Source organism: Kitasatospora sp. NPDC034035, assembly GCF_055575755.1.
In genome coordinates, this window is sequence record NZ_JBVISA010000005.1 from 207144 (window position 1) to 223279 (window position 16136).

The window sequence follows — 16136 nt, forward strand, 5'->3', positions numbered from 1 at the left end:
CCCGGCCGACGGGTCGAGGGGTGGTTCAGGGGGTCGCCGGTGGTGCGCGAGCAGCTGAGGTGAGGCCTTCTCGGTTCTCATGTCCGAGAGCGTTTGACAGGGTCTGCTCGGATGGATGCTGACCTCTTGCTGACTCTTCTGACGTAGCGTCAGGCAAGGCGGGTGGATGGTGTCGGCCAGGTCGGCGGCGGACCTGCTGCTCGCCCGTCTGCCGGTGCGGTCGTGCTCTGCGCCCCGCACCGGGGGATCATGGAGCTGGTCCTGCACGCCACCCTGCTGGAGGCCGTGGCCCACGACTTGCGCGAGCCGCTGGCAGGGATCAAGGCGTCGGCTTCGAGTCTCTGTTCCGAGGAGGTCGACTGGCCGCCGGAGGACGTCCGCCACCTCTCGGTGATCATCGACGCCGAGGCGGACCGGCTGAACCGCATGGTCGCCAACCTGCTCGACCTGAGCCGCCTCCAGGCCGGGCGGGTGCCGGCGACCCTCTGGCCGACCGACCTGGCGGACGTCCTGGTCGCGGCCGTCGGCAGCCTCCCGTCCGGTGGCCCGCCCGTGGTCCTCGACCTCCCCGAGGGGCTCCCGCGGGTGGAGGCCGACGCCGGGCTGCTGGAGCGGGCGCTGGCGAACGTCCTGGCCAACGCGCTGACCTGGTCACCGCCCGGCGCCCCGGTCCGGGTGGACGCGGGCGCCGTGGCGGACCGGGTGGACGTGCGGGTCGTCGACCACGGCCCCGGCATCGGCGACCAAGAGCGCGAGCACCTCTTCGAGCCCTTCCACCGCAGCCGCTACGGGCCCGGCGGCCGGGTCGCGGGCGTCGGGCTCGGCCTGACCGTCGCCAAGGGCTTCACCGAGGCGATGGGCGGCGAGCTGACCGTCGAGAGCACCCCCGGCGGCGGCACGACCTTCGTCTTCGGCCTCCGCCGGGCCGTGGCGGCAAGCCCCGGTTAGGCGGCCCGCCGCACCCCAGTGGCGAGGGGGATCGGCGCGCCGCTTCGGGCAGCGGACTCCAGGCTGCGCAGCAGGTCCGACGGTCGGACGGTGACCACCGGGCACCCGGCGTGCGTACGGCAGTAGTGGGCGACGGATCCGTGCAGGGCGTGCCGCAACCGTGCTTGGCCGGCGGCGCCGACCACGACCAGGTCACTCGGGGAGGTCACGGCGGAGACCAAGGCGGGGCCGGCCTCGCCGCGGACCACCACGGGGTGGACGACCAGGTGGGCGGGGTAGCCGCCGAAGGCCTGCTCGAAGGCGGTGTCGAGGCGTCGGCGGGCGGCGTGTTCCAGCTCGGAGAGCGGGCGCAGTCCGTCCGTGTCGGACGGCTGCCAGGCGGTCACCGGCACGAGGACCGCTCCGCGCGCGGTCGCCTCCGTCACCGCGCGGTGCAGGGCGGCGAGACTGCCCAAGGACCCGTCGAGTCCGACGATCACACGCGTGGCGCCGGTCATGGCCGTTCAACTCCTTCATCGTGCGGGCTGCTGTCGGCCCGCACGTCCAGTGAAGTCCGCAGCCGCTGCGGGCGGACAACCGCTGACAGAACCATGACGCCCGGGGATCGGGTCTTGGCGACTCCTTGACGACAGCCGGCTCGTCGGTCGAGGCCGAGTGCTCAGCGGGCGCGGGCGGGTCCGGTCAGACGTGGTCGAGGCGCTGGCCTCCCTGGGGTCCGTACCAGGTGAGGTCGATGCCCTCCGTGGGTTCGGCGGTAGGCGTCGACCAGGCCGAGTGCGCCGAGGGAGCGGTAGAACTCGTAGTCGTGGTCGGCGAAGAGCGCGCGGCTGGCCGGCGGGTCGCGGGCTGCACGCCCCATTCCGCAGACTCGCACGCGCCTCCACCGTCCCGCTGCCGCGACGGCCACGCCAGCCCCGCCCGCGCTGATGGATTGCTCGGGCCGCCTCGGTGGACTCCACGACCATGCGCTCCTGGGCGCTGATCGCACGGGCGGTGTCGGGCCAGTCCGCGGGGTCGGAGAGGTTCAGGACGGTCCCGGCGGGCCCGCCGAGCCGGAGGGTGGTCAGCGATGCGAGCGTGACCTGGGGCACGGCAGGGGTCCTCTCAGTCGGCGGTGACGGCCTTGAGTGCGAGGTTGCGGAGCGGGGCGAGGCGGGTGCGGTTGTCCTGGTGGTGGTAGACGGCGTTGGCGCAGATGGCCAGGTAACGGCCGGTGGCCGGGGCGAGGTAGAGGCTGGTGCCGGTGAAGCCGTGGTGGTAGGCGACCCGGCCGTCGTCGGCGAGGATCCAGGCCAGGCCCCGGTGGAGGCCGGGCTCGATCTCGGTCTTCGGCTCCATGCTGGTGCGCAGCCAGGCCCCCAGGCCGTGCCCGTCGTCATATGCGGTGAGGAGGCGGTCCGCGAACTTCGCCAGGTCGGCCGGGGTGGTGAAGACCCCGGCGTGGCCGGCGACGCCGCCGAGCAGGGTGGCGTTGTCGTCGTGCGGGATGCCCCACAGGCGAGGGCCACCGGGGAGGCGCTGCTCGGTCGGGGCGACGTTGGCGGACCGGCTGACGGGTCCGTAGGTGGTGCGGGTCATGCCGAGGGACTGCCAGAGGTCGGCGGCGAGCTCGTCCAGGCGGCGGCCGTGGACGTGGGCGAGCGCGAGGCCGAGGAGGATGAACCCGCGGTTGATGTACTGGTGGCCGGCACCGGGTCCGGCGGTCAGCGGTTCGTCGCAGATCAGCTCGGCCAGGTGTTCGGTACGGCCTCGGTACTGGTCGAGGCGGGTCTCGGCCCGCAGGCCGGAGGTGTGAGCGAGGATCTGTCCGACCGTCACGTTCGCGCCGGGCGCCTGCTCCGGCACGCCGGGCAGCAGGTCTCGGACCGGCGTGTCCACGGAGATGCCGTCGGCGAGGCCGATCAGCGGCCAGGTGGACAGCACCTTGGTGAGCGACGCGGCGTCGTAGAGCGTGTCCGGGCCGGGGCGGGCGCCCCCGCACTCGGGCGCGACGAGGCCGGAGGCGGTGAAGGCGGGCAGGTCATTTCGGGTGCCATGGGCGATGACGCCGCCGGGCAGGGCGCCGTCGTCGACCAACAGGTCGAGGCACTGGCGCAGTTCGGCGATGGTGTCCGGGTTCCACAGTCGGGTGGTGGTCACGGAAGCTCCTGGTTGATCGTCAGGTCGGAACCGAGCGCGGCCAGTTTGGGCGGCAGGTCGCCGTAGCCGCGCCGGAGGTGGTACATGCCACGGATCGTAGAGGTGCCCTCGGCGGCCAAGGCGGCGAGCATGAGAGCCGTCACGGCCCGGATGTCCTCGCCCGCCACGTCAGCGGCAAGGAGGCGAGACGGCCCCTCGACGGTGATCGCCGGTCCCTCCGCGTTGACGGCCGCGCCGAACGCCCGCAGCGCGGCGAGGTGGCTGTCGCGCCGGCTGTAGATCCGCTCGTCGATCCGCGACGGTCCGGCGGCCTGGGTGAGGACGGCGGTCAGCTGGGGCTGGACGTCGGTCGGGTAACCCGGGTGGGGCCGGTGGCCATCTCCACCGCTCGCAGCCTTTCCGGCACGGTCACCGTCGTTCCGCCATGCTCGGCGGTGAGGAGGATCCCGGCGTCGGCGAAGACCGACACCAGGCCCGCCGGGAATCCGTCGGGCGGGAAGGCGTCGAGGTGGACGCTTCCTCCGGTGATCGCAGCCGCGAGCGCCAGGGTGGCGGCCTCCAGCCGGTCGGGCGGCACCCGGAAGACGCCGCCGGCGATGTGGTCGGTACCGGTGACGTGCAGGGCCTCGTTGCCCTGCCAGGTGATGCCGACGCCGGAGCGGGCGAGCAACTCGGCGGTGACCGTGACCTCGGGTTCGATGCTCGGTCCGAGGATCGACGAGGTGCCGGGTGTGCGGGCGGCCAGCAGCATCGCGGTGACCGTTGCTCCCAGGCTCGGGCCCCACTTCTTGGTGCTGACGGTGGTGATGAACGGCAGGCGCTTCGAGTCAAGGAAACGGGCACGAACGCGTCCCCGGTTGACCTCGACCTCGGCGCCGGCGGCTTCCATGGCGGCCAGGTGCAGGTCGATGTAGCGGGCGCAGAAGGCGTCGCCTCCGGGCAGCGGGAAGGTGACCTTGCCGGTGCGGGCCAGCAGGGCGGCTGCCATGACCGCGGTGGTGCGGATGCGACGCCCGAGGTCGTCCGGGATGACCGGGAAGTAGGAGTCGGCGGGCCGGGTCTCGAACTCGCCGTCGCTGATGGTGGCTCGGGTGCCGGTGCGGTGGAGGATCTCGGCGCAGACGCCGGTGTCGAGGATCGCGGGGGCACCGGCGAGGGTGAGCGGCCGGTCGGCGAGGATGGCGGCGGCGTACAGGTGCAGGGCGATGTTCTTGCTGCCCTGGACCGTCGTGGTTCCGTGCAGCGGGTGGCCGCCGGTGATCCGCAGGGTGAGCCGGTCGGTGGTCGTGGTGGCGGTCATGGTCACCTTCCCTGGCTTCCGGCGGGGAAGAACCCGCCGATCTGGGTTCGGGGGTAGAGGGTGGTGTGGGCGCCGATGAGGGTGGCGGGCTGGAGCACGGTGCCGGCGGGGACGATCACGCCGTCACCGATCACCGCGCCGAACTTGGTCTGGCCGGTGGCGATGCGGCGGCCGTCGAGGTGGGCGCAGACCTCTTCGGTGGCGGGCTCGGCGACCGGGCCGCAGGTGACCTTCAGGCCGGTGGTGGAGGGCGCCGCCTCGCTCCGCAGCTGTCTCGGCACAGCCCCACCGTGCGCGAGACGATGGCCGGGCTGCTGCGAGCACAGCGGCGACTCCCGGAGCCAATGTCGAACTTCGCCTCCTGGATCGGGATGTGACGGCGGACTGATACAGAGTTGTGTTAGTTCTGGACTTGCAACGGCTCGACCTTGTTCATGACGGATTCACCGACATGACAGGAGCCTTCGCATGCCTCCCTCGTTCGGCACCAGTACATGGGCGCCGATCTGCCGCCTGCTCCTGGTGCTGCACCAGGGCAAGGACGCCTTCGCCCGGCACGCCGGCGCCCACCCGCTGGTCTGGGCGGAGCAGGAGACCGGGGACGGCCAAGCCGCGGTCTCCGCATCGGGAGGTGATCGGTGATCGAGGGCCAGGACCGGCACGCTGCCGTCCGGGTCCTGAACGCACACCTCATCGCGCCGTTCGGCGGCGCGAGGGCGGCGTCCTGCGATTACCCCGTCGGGTGCGGGCAAGCGCGAAGTGAGGGTGGGCGCTCGGTCAACAATCGACGTCAAGGACGACCTTGCCGGTGGTGCGGCGGGCGGTGAGGTCGTGGTGGGCCTGGCGGGCCTGGCCGAGCTTGTAGACCGGGCCGTTGAGCGGCTTGAGCCAGCCGTCGGAGACCGCCGCGAACAGCGCGGACATCGAGTCCTTGAGGTGCGTGCGCGAGGGGTAGAGGTTCGGGAGCCAGAAGCCGCTGACGGCCTTCGACCCGGCGAGCAGGCTGGTGATGGGCACGAGCCCGCCGACCCCGGTGACGGCGCCGAAGGCGGACATCCTGCCGCGCGGGGTGAGAGCGGCGAGGGTGGCCTGCCGTCGGACCGGACGGGAACCGGCTACCGGCGTAGCTGCTCGACCAGTGCGGCGAAGAGCTGCAGGTTCGGGAACATCCATACCGGGTCGCCGGTCAGGTTGGTCGGCTTCCCGGCGGCCTCGATGCGGACGAGTCCCCGCCTCGTGTGGACGCCTTGCACCTGCGACCAGGAGACCTGTTTCCGCCCCGCCGCCACGCCGCTCCGGCTCACCAGGAAGCCGCCGAACGGCATGGTTTTGCCTGCCCGGAGTGCGATGAGCGCGTCCGCCAGCTGCGCCTCGGTCACGGCCTGCTGGATTCGTGGACCCCAGTCTTCGGGGTTCGGGAACCCTTCGCGGAGGGTGATTTCCTGGCCTTCGCCGTCACGTAACGTGTAGGCGTGTTTGACGCGGTTGCTCCGGCCGAAGGTGTGGTAACGGCCGATGTTCTGGTGCACCGTCATCGTGTCCCACCGCAGTGCCCTGAGCTTGCCCCCTACGACGACGACCAGGCCGTGCTCGTGGAGGTGAAGGCCGGCGTTCTTCCTGGTACTCCTGTTGTGCCTCTCGCGCAGGACCCTGAAGAGCAGGAGGACCGCGACGGGCGGCAGGAAGACGAGGAGTAAGGCGGGAGACGTACGAGCCAGGGCGATGCCGGCGGACACCAGCAGGGCGAGGAGCACGGACACGGTGACGAGGTCCGACCGCTGAACAGTCGGCGAGGGCAGGGTCGGAAGGTAGGTCGCCCGATGGTCGCCCAACCGTTGCCGCGCGACCGCCTCGGCGACCTGCTCCGAGTACTCGGTGGGAACGTGCCGGTGAGCGAAGTCGTCGGACACGGCGCTGTGCTCCTCGATCGGATCTCGGCCGGGAAGCGGCCCACGCTAGCGGGTCGGTGCGGAGGACGCGACGCGTCGAAGGCCTGACGCCGCGACCTTGATGCGTCTCTCCCCGCATCTTGACGAGGTGTTGATTCCGGAGACGGTACGCGCTGAGTGGGCGTCTGTCGGCCGCTGCGCCAACGGGGCGAACCCGCGTGGACGGTTCCAGGAAGCGGAGCGGCTGTCGCGTAGCCTTGCGCCCTGCCGCCGCCTCGGTGGCGCCGGTTCGGGGACGTGGACAGGGGCGCAGGGTGAGTTCGTCGGGTGCGGCTGCGTCGACGCGGCGGACGAGGTTCCGGGCGTGGCTGCTGGAGGGCCTGGCCGACATGGCCAAGCAGTATCCGGGGCCGCACGCGGAGGCGCCGGTCGAGCACAAGGGCCAGCGGTGGTGGCGGGTGATGTGCCTGACCGGCCTGGACTACTTCTCGACGCTCGGTTATCAGCCCGGCATCGCGGCTCTCGCGGCCGGGCTGCTGTCGCCGGTGGCGACGGTCGTGCTGGTGATCGTGACGCTGTTCGGCGCGCTGCCGGTCTACCGGCGGGTCGCGAAGGAGAGCCCGCACGGTGAGGGCTCGATCGCGATGCTGGAGCGGCTGCTGTCGTTCTGGCAGGGGAAGCTGTTCGTGCTGGCGCTGCTGGGGTTCGCGGCGACGGACTTCATGATCACCATTACCCTGTCGGCGGCGGACGCGACCGCGCACCTGGTGGAGAACCCGAGTCTGCACAGCGCGCTGTCCGGCAAGCAGATGTTGATCACGCTGATCCTTGTCGCCCTGCTTGGCGCGGTCTTCCTCAAGGGGTTCAGCGAGGCGATCGGCCTGGCGGTCGTCCTGGTCGTGGTCTACCTGGCGCTCAACGTCGTCGTCGTGGTGAACGGGCTCTGGCACGTGCTGGAGAACCCGGACGTGGTCACGGACTGGGCGGACGCGCTGACCGCCGAGCACGGCAACGTGATCGCGATGATCGGCGTCGCGCTGATCGTCTTCCCGAAGCTGGCGCTGGGTCTGTCCGGCTTCGAGACCGGCGTCGCGGTGATGCCGCACATCGAGGGCGATCCCGAGGACACCGAAGAGAAGCCCGTCGGTCGGATCCGCGGCGCGCGCAAGCTGCTCACCACCGCCGCGCTGATCATGAGTGCGTTCCTGATCACGACGAGTTTCATCACCACGGTCCTGATCCCCAAGGCCGCGTTCGAGGCGGGCGGGCAGGCCAACGGCCGCGCCTTGGCTTACATGGCCCACCAGAACCTGGGCAGCGGCTTCGGCAGCGTCTACGACCTGTCGACCATCGCGATCCTCTGGTTCGCCGGCGCCTCCGCGATGGCCGGCATGCTCAACCTGCTGCCCCGGTACCTGCCGCGCTACGGCATGGCGCCCCACTGGGCACGGGCGGTGCGGCCGATGGTGATCGTGCTGACGCTGATCGGGTTCCTGGTCACCTGGATCTTCGACGCGAACGTGGACGCCCAGAGCGGCGCGTACGCGACCGGCGTGCTGGTGCTGATCTCCTCGGCCGCCATTGCCGTCACCATCGCCGCGCACAAGGCTCGGCAGCGCAACTGGACCATCGGCTTCGCCGTGATCGCGGCGGTGTTCCTGTACACGACGGGCACGAACATCGCCGAACGTCCGGACGGGGTGAAGATCGGCGCCTGCTTCATCGGCGGGATCATCCTGGTCTCCTTCCTCTCCAGGCTCAGGCGGGCGTTCGAGTTGAGGGTCACCGACGTGGTGCTGGACGAGGCGGCCGAGCGGTTCGTTCGCGACTACACCTACCGGCCGATGCGGCTGATCGCCAACGAGCCGAACAGCCGTGACCTGGCGGAGTACCAGGAGAAGAAGCGGGAGCTCCGGGAGCACCACGACATCCCGGCCGACGTCGACCTGGTCTTCGTCGAGGTGACGGTTCGGGACCCGTCCGAGTTCGAGGCGGTGCTGGACGTGCGCGGCGAGGTCCTGCACGACCGCTACCGGGTGCTGTCGCTGGAGAGCTCCAGCGTCCCGAACGCGTTGGCGGCCCTGTTGATGACGATCCGGGACCGTACGGGGCAGATCCCGCACATCTACTTCGAGTGGACCGAAGGCGGCCCGGTCGGCCACTTCCTGCGCTTCTTCCTGTTCGGCCAGGGCGAGGTGGCCCCGGTCACCCGCGAGGTGCTGCGCGAGGCGGAGCCGGACCGTTCCCGGCGCCCGCGCGTCCACGTCGGCTAGGGCGGAACATGGAACCGGAGACGGAGAGAGACGGCGGGACGGCGGTGGCCGGGAAGCTGCGGGTGTTCCTGGGAGCGGCGCCGGGGGTGGGGAAGACGTACGCCATGCTCCGGGAGGGGCGGCGGCTGCGCGGCGAGGGGCTGGACGTGGTGGTCGGCCTGGTCGAGACGTACGGCCGGCACGGGACGGAGAACCAGCTGAGGGACCTGCCCGTGCTGCCCCGGCGGCCCGTGTCGTACCGGGGCGTGGAGCTGACGGAGCTCGATCTGGACGCACTGCTGGCGCGCCGCCCGGCGCTCGCGCTGGTGGACGAGCTCGCCCACACCAACGTGCCCGGCGGGCGGAACGAGAAGCGCTGGCAGGACGTGCGGGAGCTGCTGGACGCCGGGATCGACGTGGCGACGACGCTCAACATCCAGCACCTGGAAAGCCTGAACGACGTCGTCGAGCAGATCACCGGCGTCGCCCAGCGCGAGACGATCCCGGACGACGTGGTCCGGGCCGCCGACCGGATCGAGTTGGTCGACCTCAGCCCGCAGGCGCTGCGCACCCGGATGGCGCAGGGGGAGGTCTACCCGCCGGACCGGATCGACGTGGCGCTGGACCACTACTTTCGGGCCGGCAACCTGGGCGCCCTGCGGGAACTGGCGTTGCTGTGGCTCGCGGACCGGGTGGAGGAGGAGCTGGCGGACTACCGGGCCCGGCACGGCATCCGGGCGCCCTGGGAGACCAAGGAACGGATCATGGTCGCCCTCAACGGCGCACCGCAGGGCGAGCACCTGATCCGCCGGGGAGCCCGCACCGCGGCCCGGGTCCACGGGGACCTCCTCGGCGTGCACGTCCGCCTGGACGACGGCACGGTCGAGCGCGAGCCGCCGGGCCTGGCGCCGCAACGGGAACTGCTCCGGGAGCTGCGCGGCACCTACGTGGAGGTGAGCGGCAGCGACGTCGCGCGGGCTCTGGTGGACTTCGCCCGGACGGAGAGCGCCACGCAACTCCTGCTGGGGCCGACCAGCCGCAGCAGGCTGCGTGAGCTGGTATCCGGCTCGGTGATCAACCGGGTGATCCGGCTGGCCGGCCCGATCGATGTGCGCGTGCTGCCGCCGCCGGAGCCGGGACTACTGACGGTGCCGCCCGCGCCGCGCAGACGCCGCCCGGCACTCGTGCCGGTCCGGCGGCGCCGACTGGCGTGGCTGCTCGGACCAGCCGGAGCGATCGCGCTGGTCTGGGCGCTGTCGCCGCTGCGCGACTCGCTCGGCCTGCCCGGCGTGCTGCTGTGCCTGCTGCTGGTGGTGGCGGGGACGGCTCGGCTGGGTGGGCTGCTACCCGCGGCGGGCAGCACGGCAGCGGGCGCACTCGCGGCGGACTACTTCTTCACCACGCCCTGGCACAGCCTGACGGTGGAGCAGGGCGCTGACGTCGCGGCGCTGCTGGTGTTCCTCGCGGTGGCCGGGGTGATCTCCCACCTGATCGACGGCCTGACGCGCCGCTCGCAGCAGGCGGACCGGGCGCGCGCGGAGGCGGCCGTCCTCACCAGGCTGGCGGGGGAGACGGTGGAATCCGGGGCACGGGTGTCGTCCGATCTGGTGGCCGAGCTTCGGCAGGTCTTCGGGCTGGACGCGGCCGCCGTACTCGTTCGTACGGGCGCGCTCTGGCAACCGGCGGCTTCGGCCGGGGCGGAGGTGCCGCTGCTGCCCGACGAGGCGTCGTTCTCCGTCGACCTGGGGGACGAGGCGGTCCTCGTCCTGCGGGGTACGCCATTCACCGAGGAGGACACCCGGTTGCTCGGGCCGTACGTCACCCAGTTGAAGCTGGCCCGGGAGCGTGAGCGGCTGGTCGCGCAAGCATCGGCGGCCGAGGTCCTCGCGCACGCCGACGCGCTGCACACGGCGTTGCTGGAAGCCGTCGGAGAGGACCTGCGCACGCCGCTGGCAGCGGTGCGCCGGGAAGCGGAACGGATGCCGGACCCGGACGGGCGGCGGATCGGCGCCGAGGTCGAACGGATGGAGCGGCTGATCGCCAACCTGCTGGATCTGAGTCGGCTGCGGGCCGGGGTGATGCCGGTGGTGCTGCGGCCGACGGCGGTGGCCGAGGTGGTGCGGGCCGCTGCCGAGGGACTGACCGGCGTGCGCATCGAGTTGGAGTCGGAGCTGCCGCGGGTGCTCGCCGATCCCGGGCTCCTGGAGCGGGCGTTCGCGGACCTCCTGGCACTCGGGGCGGCGGGAGCAGGGCCGGTGGTGGTCGACGCCGGCCAGGTGGCCGGGCGAGTGGACGTCCGGGTCACCGTGCACGGAGGCGAGGCTGTCGGTCGGGAGGAGACCGGGCCGGCGGTGGTGCGGGGCTTCGTGGAGGCGATGAACGTCGAGCTGGCCGTCGAGGAGGCACCCGGCGGCGGCACCGCGTACGTGATCAGCCTGGTCCGTGCGGTGGCCTGATCCCATGGCGCGGATCGGTTGGCGACGCGGGGCGTCAAGATCGCGTTGTGAATCCGGGCGTCGGCGTAAGGATCTCGTCAACGCGGGGCGAGGGGCCGTGGGCCCGTGGGTTTGCTGGCCTCGAACGAACTCGCGGCGAAGCTGGGACAGGACGATGCGCATGTACTCCGCCCGCCCCGGTGGCCGTCGCTACCATCCCGTCCTCGACCGCCTGCCGGTCCCGGTGTCGGGCACCGTGGCCCTGGTCGCAGGGGGCGCGCTCGCACTCGGCCTCGGTTGGCTGGGCGAGCTCCACGCCGGCTGGTTGCCGTACATCGCGTACGTCAGCCTGGCCGCGCTGGCAGGAGCCTTCTCCCGGCCCCTGGCCGCGCCACTGGTCGGCCTGGCGGCGTGGTTGTGTTGCAACGCCTTCGTCGAGCACCACCATGCCGAACTCGGCTGGTCCGGCGTGGGGATCGAGAGCGAGCACTTCGTTCTCTTCACTGCCGCTGCCCTGGTGCTCTCCCTGCCTGCTGCGATTCCGCGTCGGGCGATCCGCGTCGAGCGCCTTCCGGTCGGCGAAGGGGCCGAGCGTCACATCGGTTGATGCCCGCCGCCTCGGCGTCGTTCCGGAGGCGGCGGGCCGGTCTGCTATCCGAGCCCGGGCACGAACTGGATCAGCAGGTCGATCGCCTTGATGCCGAGGAAGGGCAGCACCAGCCCGCCGAGCCCGTAGACGCGCAGGTTGCGGCGGAGCAGGTCGGTGGCGGAGGCGGGCTGGTAGCGGACGCCGCGCAGGGCGAGGGGGATCAGGGCGACGATGATCAGCGCGTTGAAGATGATCGCGGAGGCGATGGCCGAGGTGGGGCTGTGCAGTTCCATGATGTTGAGGTGGTGCAGTCCGGGGTAGGCGTTCGCGAACATCGCGGGGATGATCGCGAAGAACTTGGCGACGTCGTTGGTGATCGAGAAGGTGGTCAACGCTCCGCGGGTGATGAGGAGTTGCTTGCCGACCCGGATGATGTCGATCAGTTTGGCCGGGTTGGAGTCGAGGTCGACCATGTTGCCGGCCTCCTTGGCGGCCGGGGTGCCGGAGTTCATCGCGACGCCGACGTCGGCCTGGGCGAGGGCGGGGGCGTCGTTGGTGCCGTCGCCGGTCATGGCGACCATGTTCCCGGCGGCCTGTTCGCGCCGCAGGTGGGCGAGCTTGTCCTCGGGGGTGGCCTCGGCGAGGAAGTCGTCCACCCCGGCCTCCGCGGCGATGGCCTTGGCGGTGAGCGGGTTGTCGCCGGTGACCATGACCGTGCGGATGCCCATCCGGCGCAGTTCGGCGAAGCGTTCGGCGATGCCCTCCTTCACCACGTCCTTGAGTTCGACGACGCCGAGCGCGCGGGCGCCGTGCCGGTCGTGGACGGCGACCAGCAGCGGGGTGCCGCCGGCCTCGGCGATGCGGTCGACGAGCGGCTTGGCCTCGATCGGGAGCCGTCCGCCGGAGTCGACGACCCAGCGGGCGACGGCGCTCGCGGCGCCCTTGCGGATCAGGCAGACGGTGCCGTCGGGCCAGGTGAGGTCGACGCCGCTCATCCGGCTGTGTGCGGTGAACGGGACGGGCTGCTGCTCGCCGAGTTCACCGGGGGAGCGGGGCGGCACCCAGTACTGGCGGTTCGTCAGCTCGACGAGCGACCGGCCCTCCGGGGTCTCGTCCGCGACGGAGGCCAACTGGGCCGCTTCGGCGAGCTGTTCGGTGGTCGCGCCGGGCAGCGGGTGCAGGGCGACGGCCCGGCGGTTGCCGTGGGTGATGGTGCCGGTCTTGTCGAGCAGCAGCACGTCGACGTCCCCGGCGGCCTCCACCGCGCGGCCGGAGAGGGCGACCACGTTGCGCTGCACCAGGCGGTCCATCCCGGCGATGCCGATCGCCGAGAGCAGAGCGCCGATCGTGGTCGGGATCAGCGCGACCATCAGCGCGACCAGCACGATGGTGGTCTGGGGCGCGTTCGCGTAGAGGGCCATCGGCTGGAGCGAGACCACCGAGAGCAGGAAGACGATGGTGAGCGAGGCGAGCAGGATGTTGAGCGCGATCTCGTTCGGGGTCTTCTGCCGGTTCGCGCCCTCGACCAGGGAGATCATCCGGTCGACGAAGCTCTGCCCGGGCCGGGAGGTGACCCGGACGACGAGGTGGTCCGAGAGCACCTTGGTGCCGCCGGTGACGCCGGTGCGGTCGCCGCCGGACTCCCGGATGACGGGTGCGGACTCCCCGGTGATCGCCGATTCGTCGACGGTGGCGACCCCCTCGACCACCTCGCCGTCCTGCGGGATCACCTCGCCGGCCGCCACCAGCACGATGTCGTGCAGCAGTAACTGCTCGGCGGGGATGACCTCGTGGCGGTGGTCGCGGGTGCCGACCCGCCAGTGCAGCAGCCGCCGCGCGGTGGTGCCCGCCTGGGCGCGGCGCAGCGAGTCGGCCTGCGCCTTGCCGCGGCTCTCGGCGACGGCCTCGGCGAGGTTGGCGAAGAGCACGGTCAGCCAGAGCCAGAAGGAGATGACCCAGGCGAAGACGCCGGGGTGGAGCACCGCGCTGATGGTGGTGAGCGCGGAGCCGGTCTCGACCACCAGCATCACCGGGTTGCGCATCATGACGCGCGGGTGGAGCTTGCGGACGGCGGCGGGCAGCGCCTCGGCCAGCTGCCGCCGGGTGATGAGCCGGCGTCGGCCTCCCGGTGACGTGGGCCGGTGGCTCGGCGGCGGCTCGGGTGCCGGCGCCGGGCTCCGCTCCGGGCGGCGGAACCAGTTCTGCTGATCGGAGGTGGTGTCCGGGGTGGTGAGAGCCGAACGGCGCATCGTCTCGGGGACCTTCCGGGCCGCCCGGTCGGGTGGGGCGGCGGTTCGGGGGAGTGACGGTAACGCCGGAGAGCGAAGCACCGGATCTTCACGCGCCATGCGGGTCTTGATGACGGCTTGGCGCCCAGGACGGTTTCCCTGACGGCACCCTGACGTCTTGTCGGACACCTGTTCGTCAGAGAGTGCGTGCCGGGCCGGCCCAGTACACCACCTCCTGTCGCACGGGTCGGAAGCCCGCGGCTTCGGCGAGGGTCCGGCTGGCGTGGTTGCTCTGCGGCGCCGACCAGGTCGGGGTGAGGCCTTGGGCGTGGGCGGCGGTCGTGGCGGCACGGACGCAGGCGAGTGCGAGGTCGAGGCGCCGGAACGCCGGGTCCGTCGCCACTGCGATGTCCAGGTGGTTCCGTCCGGCGAGGTAGCCACAGGCGACCGAGGCCAGGTACGGCCCGAGGAACGCGCCCCAGGCGAAGCCGCTCGCCGCGAGTGCGTGATGACCGCCCCAGGTCTCGGCGGCCCAGTGCGGGAGGCCAGGGCGGTTCGCGGAGGAGGAACGGCGGGCGAACCGTTCGAGGTGCGCCTCATCGGTGGCGTGAAGTGGGCGTACCCAGGCCGCGGTGTTGCGGGAGACCGGCCGAGGCCGCTCCGAGTGGACGTGCAGCACGCGGATCCACGGCGTGATGTGGCTGAACGTGCGTCCCAACAGGGGGAGGAAGCGGTCCGGAGCGTGGAACTGCCCTCGTCCGAAGCGGGCAAGGACGTCCGGGTCCAGATGTTCGGGATCTCCGATCAGCAGCCGTTCCGGCCCGCAGTGCACCAGTAGTGCCCGGACGGTGTCGGGGTCGTCCGCCTACCAGCCGCCGTGGGCACTCCGCGCGACGTGGGCGGGCAGGACGCTCGCGCCCGGCTGCTCGGGGGTGAACCAGTCATGGGAGGGCAGAACGGTGACGGACATCCGTCCAGTACGGCAGACCGGGGTGGGTTGATGTCGGCTCGTTGACGAAAGCCTGGCAGCGACGGGGGTTCTTGCTGACGGAGCCTTGGCGTGTGCCGAAAGCCCGGCCCGGTGCCAGGGGCACCGCATCAACAAGACGTCGAGAGCCCGTCAGGGGTTCGTCAGGGAGGGTGAACGAGCTTGCCCCCGGCATCGGGGGTGGCTTTGATGGGGGACATGCACCGCTCGACACGCCACCACGACCGCCCGCCGCATAGTCGGCCGCGGATCGTCGCTGTCGCGGTCGCCATCGCCGTCCGGTAGGACCGAGCTCCTTCCCGCTCGTCACCGGCGGCGTGCACGGGCCCGGTGCCGTTACGTCGTGCCCGTGCCGATCACCGCCGTCCGTCCCCTGCCCGACAGGCTCCGAGAGCAGGGGGCGGACGAGCGTTCTCATCGCATCACACCCTTTCGCACCGGTGGCCCCGTCTGCGCCGCGGCTTCATGCCGCCGTGCCTTCGCACCCCGCCGGTGCCTTTCCACCCTTGGATGGGTCATGTCCGACGCTGTTCTGTCCGCCCGCACCGCCCTCGTCACCGGCGCCTCGTCCGGGATCGGCTGGGAGACCGCCCGGCTGCTCGCCGGGCACGGCGCGACCGTGCTCGTGCACGCGCGCACCACCGGCGAGGCCGAGGCGGCTGTCGCCCGGCTGGTCGACGCGGGTGTCCGGCGCGACCAACTCGTCGAGCTGGCAGCCGACTTCACTCGCCTGTCGGAGGTCGCGGTGCTGGCCGGCACCGTCGTCAAGCACTACCCGGCGCTGGACCTGCTGGTCAACAACGCCGCCACGGTGGCGCCCGAACGCTGCACGCTGACCGACGACGGCAACGAGGTCTCGCTTCAGGTCAACTTCCTGGCCGCGCACCTGCTTTCCAAGCTGTTGCGCGCCCCGCTGTCGGCGGCCGGCGATGCCCGGATCGTCAACGTGTCGTCGTCCCTGCACCGCACCGCCTCGATGAACTGGTCGGACCCGCACCGGGTGAAGAAGTACTCCCGGGTCGCCGCCTACGCGCAGTCGCAGCTGGCGCTCACCATGGCGACCGCCGACATGGCCCCGGCCGGTTCCGGCATCACCGCCGTCAGTGTCAACCCCGGCCTGTGCGACACCGCGCTGCTGCCGCTGTACGGGCGAGCCGGTGCACCGGCGGCGGAGGGGGCGGCGGCCGTGGTCAGGCTCTGCCTGCCGGAGACGGTTGTCGCCAACGGCGCCTACTTCGACGGTGGCGTCATCGCGCCGACCGCGCAGGCCGCCCAGGAGGAGCGCTCGCTGAAGCGGCTGGCCAAGCTCGCCGACCAGCTGGTCGGCCAGGCGGTCTGAACCGCACCACCCGATGCGGCAACCCGACG

13 protein-coding genes and 1 pseudogene are annotated in these 16136 nt (G+C 71.8%); 6 read left to right on the forward strand and 8 right to left on the reverse strand.

Translation table 11 applies throughout. The features are described from left to right. Window positions 1–249 precede the first annotated feature (249 nt). Window positions 250–948, forward strand: coding sequence for a sensor histidine kinase (locus ACZ52J_RS09600; protein WP_465617168.1), 699 nt, complete (start codon window positions 250–252; stop codon window positions 946–948). On the opposite strand, the gene ACZ52J_RS09605 is transcribed toward ACZ52J_RS09600, so the two are convergent. The 4 genes and pseudogenes from ACZ52J_RS09605 to ACZ52J_RS09620 all read right to left on the reverse strand — a co-directional run bounded on the left by ACZ52J_RS09605 (window position 945) and on the right by ACZ52J_RS09620 (window position 4668). Further along, window positions 945–1445: a universal stress protein gene (locus ACZ52J_RS09605; protein WP_465617170.1), complete on the reverse strand. Its 501-nt coding sequence runs from the start codon at window positions 1443–1445 to the stop codon at window positions 945–947. The two genes, ACZ52J_RS09600 and ACZ52J_RS09605, sit on opposite strands and share 4 nt — an antisense overlap. Window positions 1446–2052: 607 nt before the next feature. After that, window positions 2053–3087, reverse strand: a complete 1035-nt coding sequence (locus ACZ52J_RS09610) for a serine hydrolase domain-containing protein (protein WP_465617172.1) — start codon at window positions 3085–3087, stop codon at window positions 2053–2055. Next, window positions 3084–4387, reverse strand: a pseudogene (locus ACZ52J_RS09615) (UDP-N-acetylglucosamine 1-carboxyvinyltransferase). The gene ACZ52J_RS09610 and the pseudogene ACZ52J_RS09615 overlap by 4 nt, the downstream one beginning before the upstream one ends. Before the next feature lie 2 nt (window positions 4388–4389). Continuing rightward, on the reverse strand, window positions 4390–4668 hold the full coding sequence (locus tag ACZ52J_RS09620; RefSeq protein ID WP_465617174.1) for a hypothetical protein: 279 nt from the start codon (window positions 4666–4668) through the stop codon (window positions 4390–4392). A 187-nt stretch (window positions 4669–4855) separates the two neighbouring features. On the opposite strand from ACZ52J_RS09620, the gene ACZ52J_RS09625 reads away from it, so the two are divergent. After that, a complete protein-coding gene (locus tag ACZ52J_RS09625) occupies window positions 4856–5029 on the forward strand; it encodes a hypothetical protein (RefSeq protein WP_465617176.1) in 174 nt (57 codons plus the stop codon). A 135-nt stretch (window positions 5030–5164) separates the two neighbouring features. Here ACZ52J_RS09625 and ACZ52J_RS09630 read toward each other — a convergent pair whose 3' ends face one another. Both ACZ52J_RS09630 and ACZ52J_RS09635 read right to left on the reverse strand, forming a co-directional pair. After that, the gene (locus ACZ52J_RS09630) at window positions 5165–5560 is read right to left on the reverse strand and encodes a zinc-binding dehydrogenase (protein WP_465617178.1); all 396 of its coding nucleotides are present in this window, start codon (window positions 5558–5560) and stop codon (window positions 5165–5167) included. After that, entirely contained in the window at window positions 5503–6297 is a 795-nt protein-coding gene (locus tag ACZ52J_RS09635) for a DUF6585 family protein (protein WP_465617180.1), read from the reverse strand. Before ACZ52J_RS09635 ends, ACZ52J_RS09630 begins: the two co-directional genes overlap by 58 nt. Before the next feature lie 368 nt (window positions 6298–6665). Between ACZ52J_RS09635 and ACZ52J_RS09640 the strand changes: the two genes are divergently transcribed. From ACZ52J_RS09640 to ACZ52J_RS09650, 3 genes are all read left to right on the forward strand, one after another. After that, window positions 6666–8549 (forward strand): APC family permease, encoded by a 1884-nt coding sequence (locus ACZ52J_RS09640; RefSeq protein ID WP_465617182.1) that lies wholly within the window; start codon window positions 6666–6668, stop codon window positions 8547–8549. Window positions 8550–8557: 8 nt separating this feature from the next. Continuing rightward, window positions 8558–10984 (forward strand): DUF4118 domain-containing protein, encoded by a 2427-nt coding sequence (locus ACZ52J_RS09645; RefSeq protein ID WP_465617184.1) that lies wholly within the window; start codon window positions 8558–8560, stop codon window positions 10982–10984. A gap of 154 nt (window positions 10985–11138) precedes the next feature. Continuing rightward, window positions 11139–11570, forward strand: a complete 432-nt coding sequence (locus tag ACZ52J_RS09650; RefSeq protein ID WP_465617186.1) for a hypothetical protein — start codon at window positions 11139–11141, stop codon at window positions 11568–11570. A gap of 44 nt (window positions 11571–11614) precedes the next feature. On the opposite strand, the gene kdpB is transcribed toward ACZ52J_RS09650, so the two are convergent. Together kdpB and ACZ52J_RS09660 are read right to left on the reverse strand one after the other, a co-directional pair. Next, on the reverse strand, window positions 11615–13801 hold the full coding sequence (gene kdpB / locus ACZ52J_RS09655) for a potassium-transporting ATPase subunit KdpB (protein ID WP_465617188.1): 2187 nt from the start codon (window positions 13799–13801) through the stop codon (window positions 11615–11617). 175 nt (window positions 13802–13976) lie between these two features. Beyond that, window positions 13977–14498 (reverse strand): GNAT family N-acetyltransferase, encoded by a 522-nt coding sequence (locus ACZ52J_RS09660; RefSeq protein ID WP_465617190.1) that lies wholly within the window; start codon window positions 14496–14498, stop codon window positions 13977–13979. A 787-nt stretch (window positions 14499–15285) separates the two neighbouring features. Here ACZ52J_RS09660 and ACZ52J_RS09665 point away from each other — a divergent pair. Next, window positions 15286–16107 carry an SDR family NAD(P)-dependent oxidoreductase gene (locus ACZ52J_RS09665; RefSeq protein ID WP_465617192.1) on the forward strand — a complete coding sequence of 274 codons (822 nt, stop codon included), beginning with the start codon at window positions 15286–15288 and terminating at the stop codon, window positions 16105–16107. The last annotated feature ends 29 nt before the right edge of the window (window positions 16108–16136 follow it).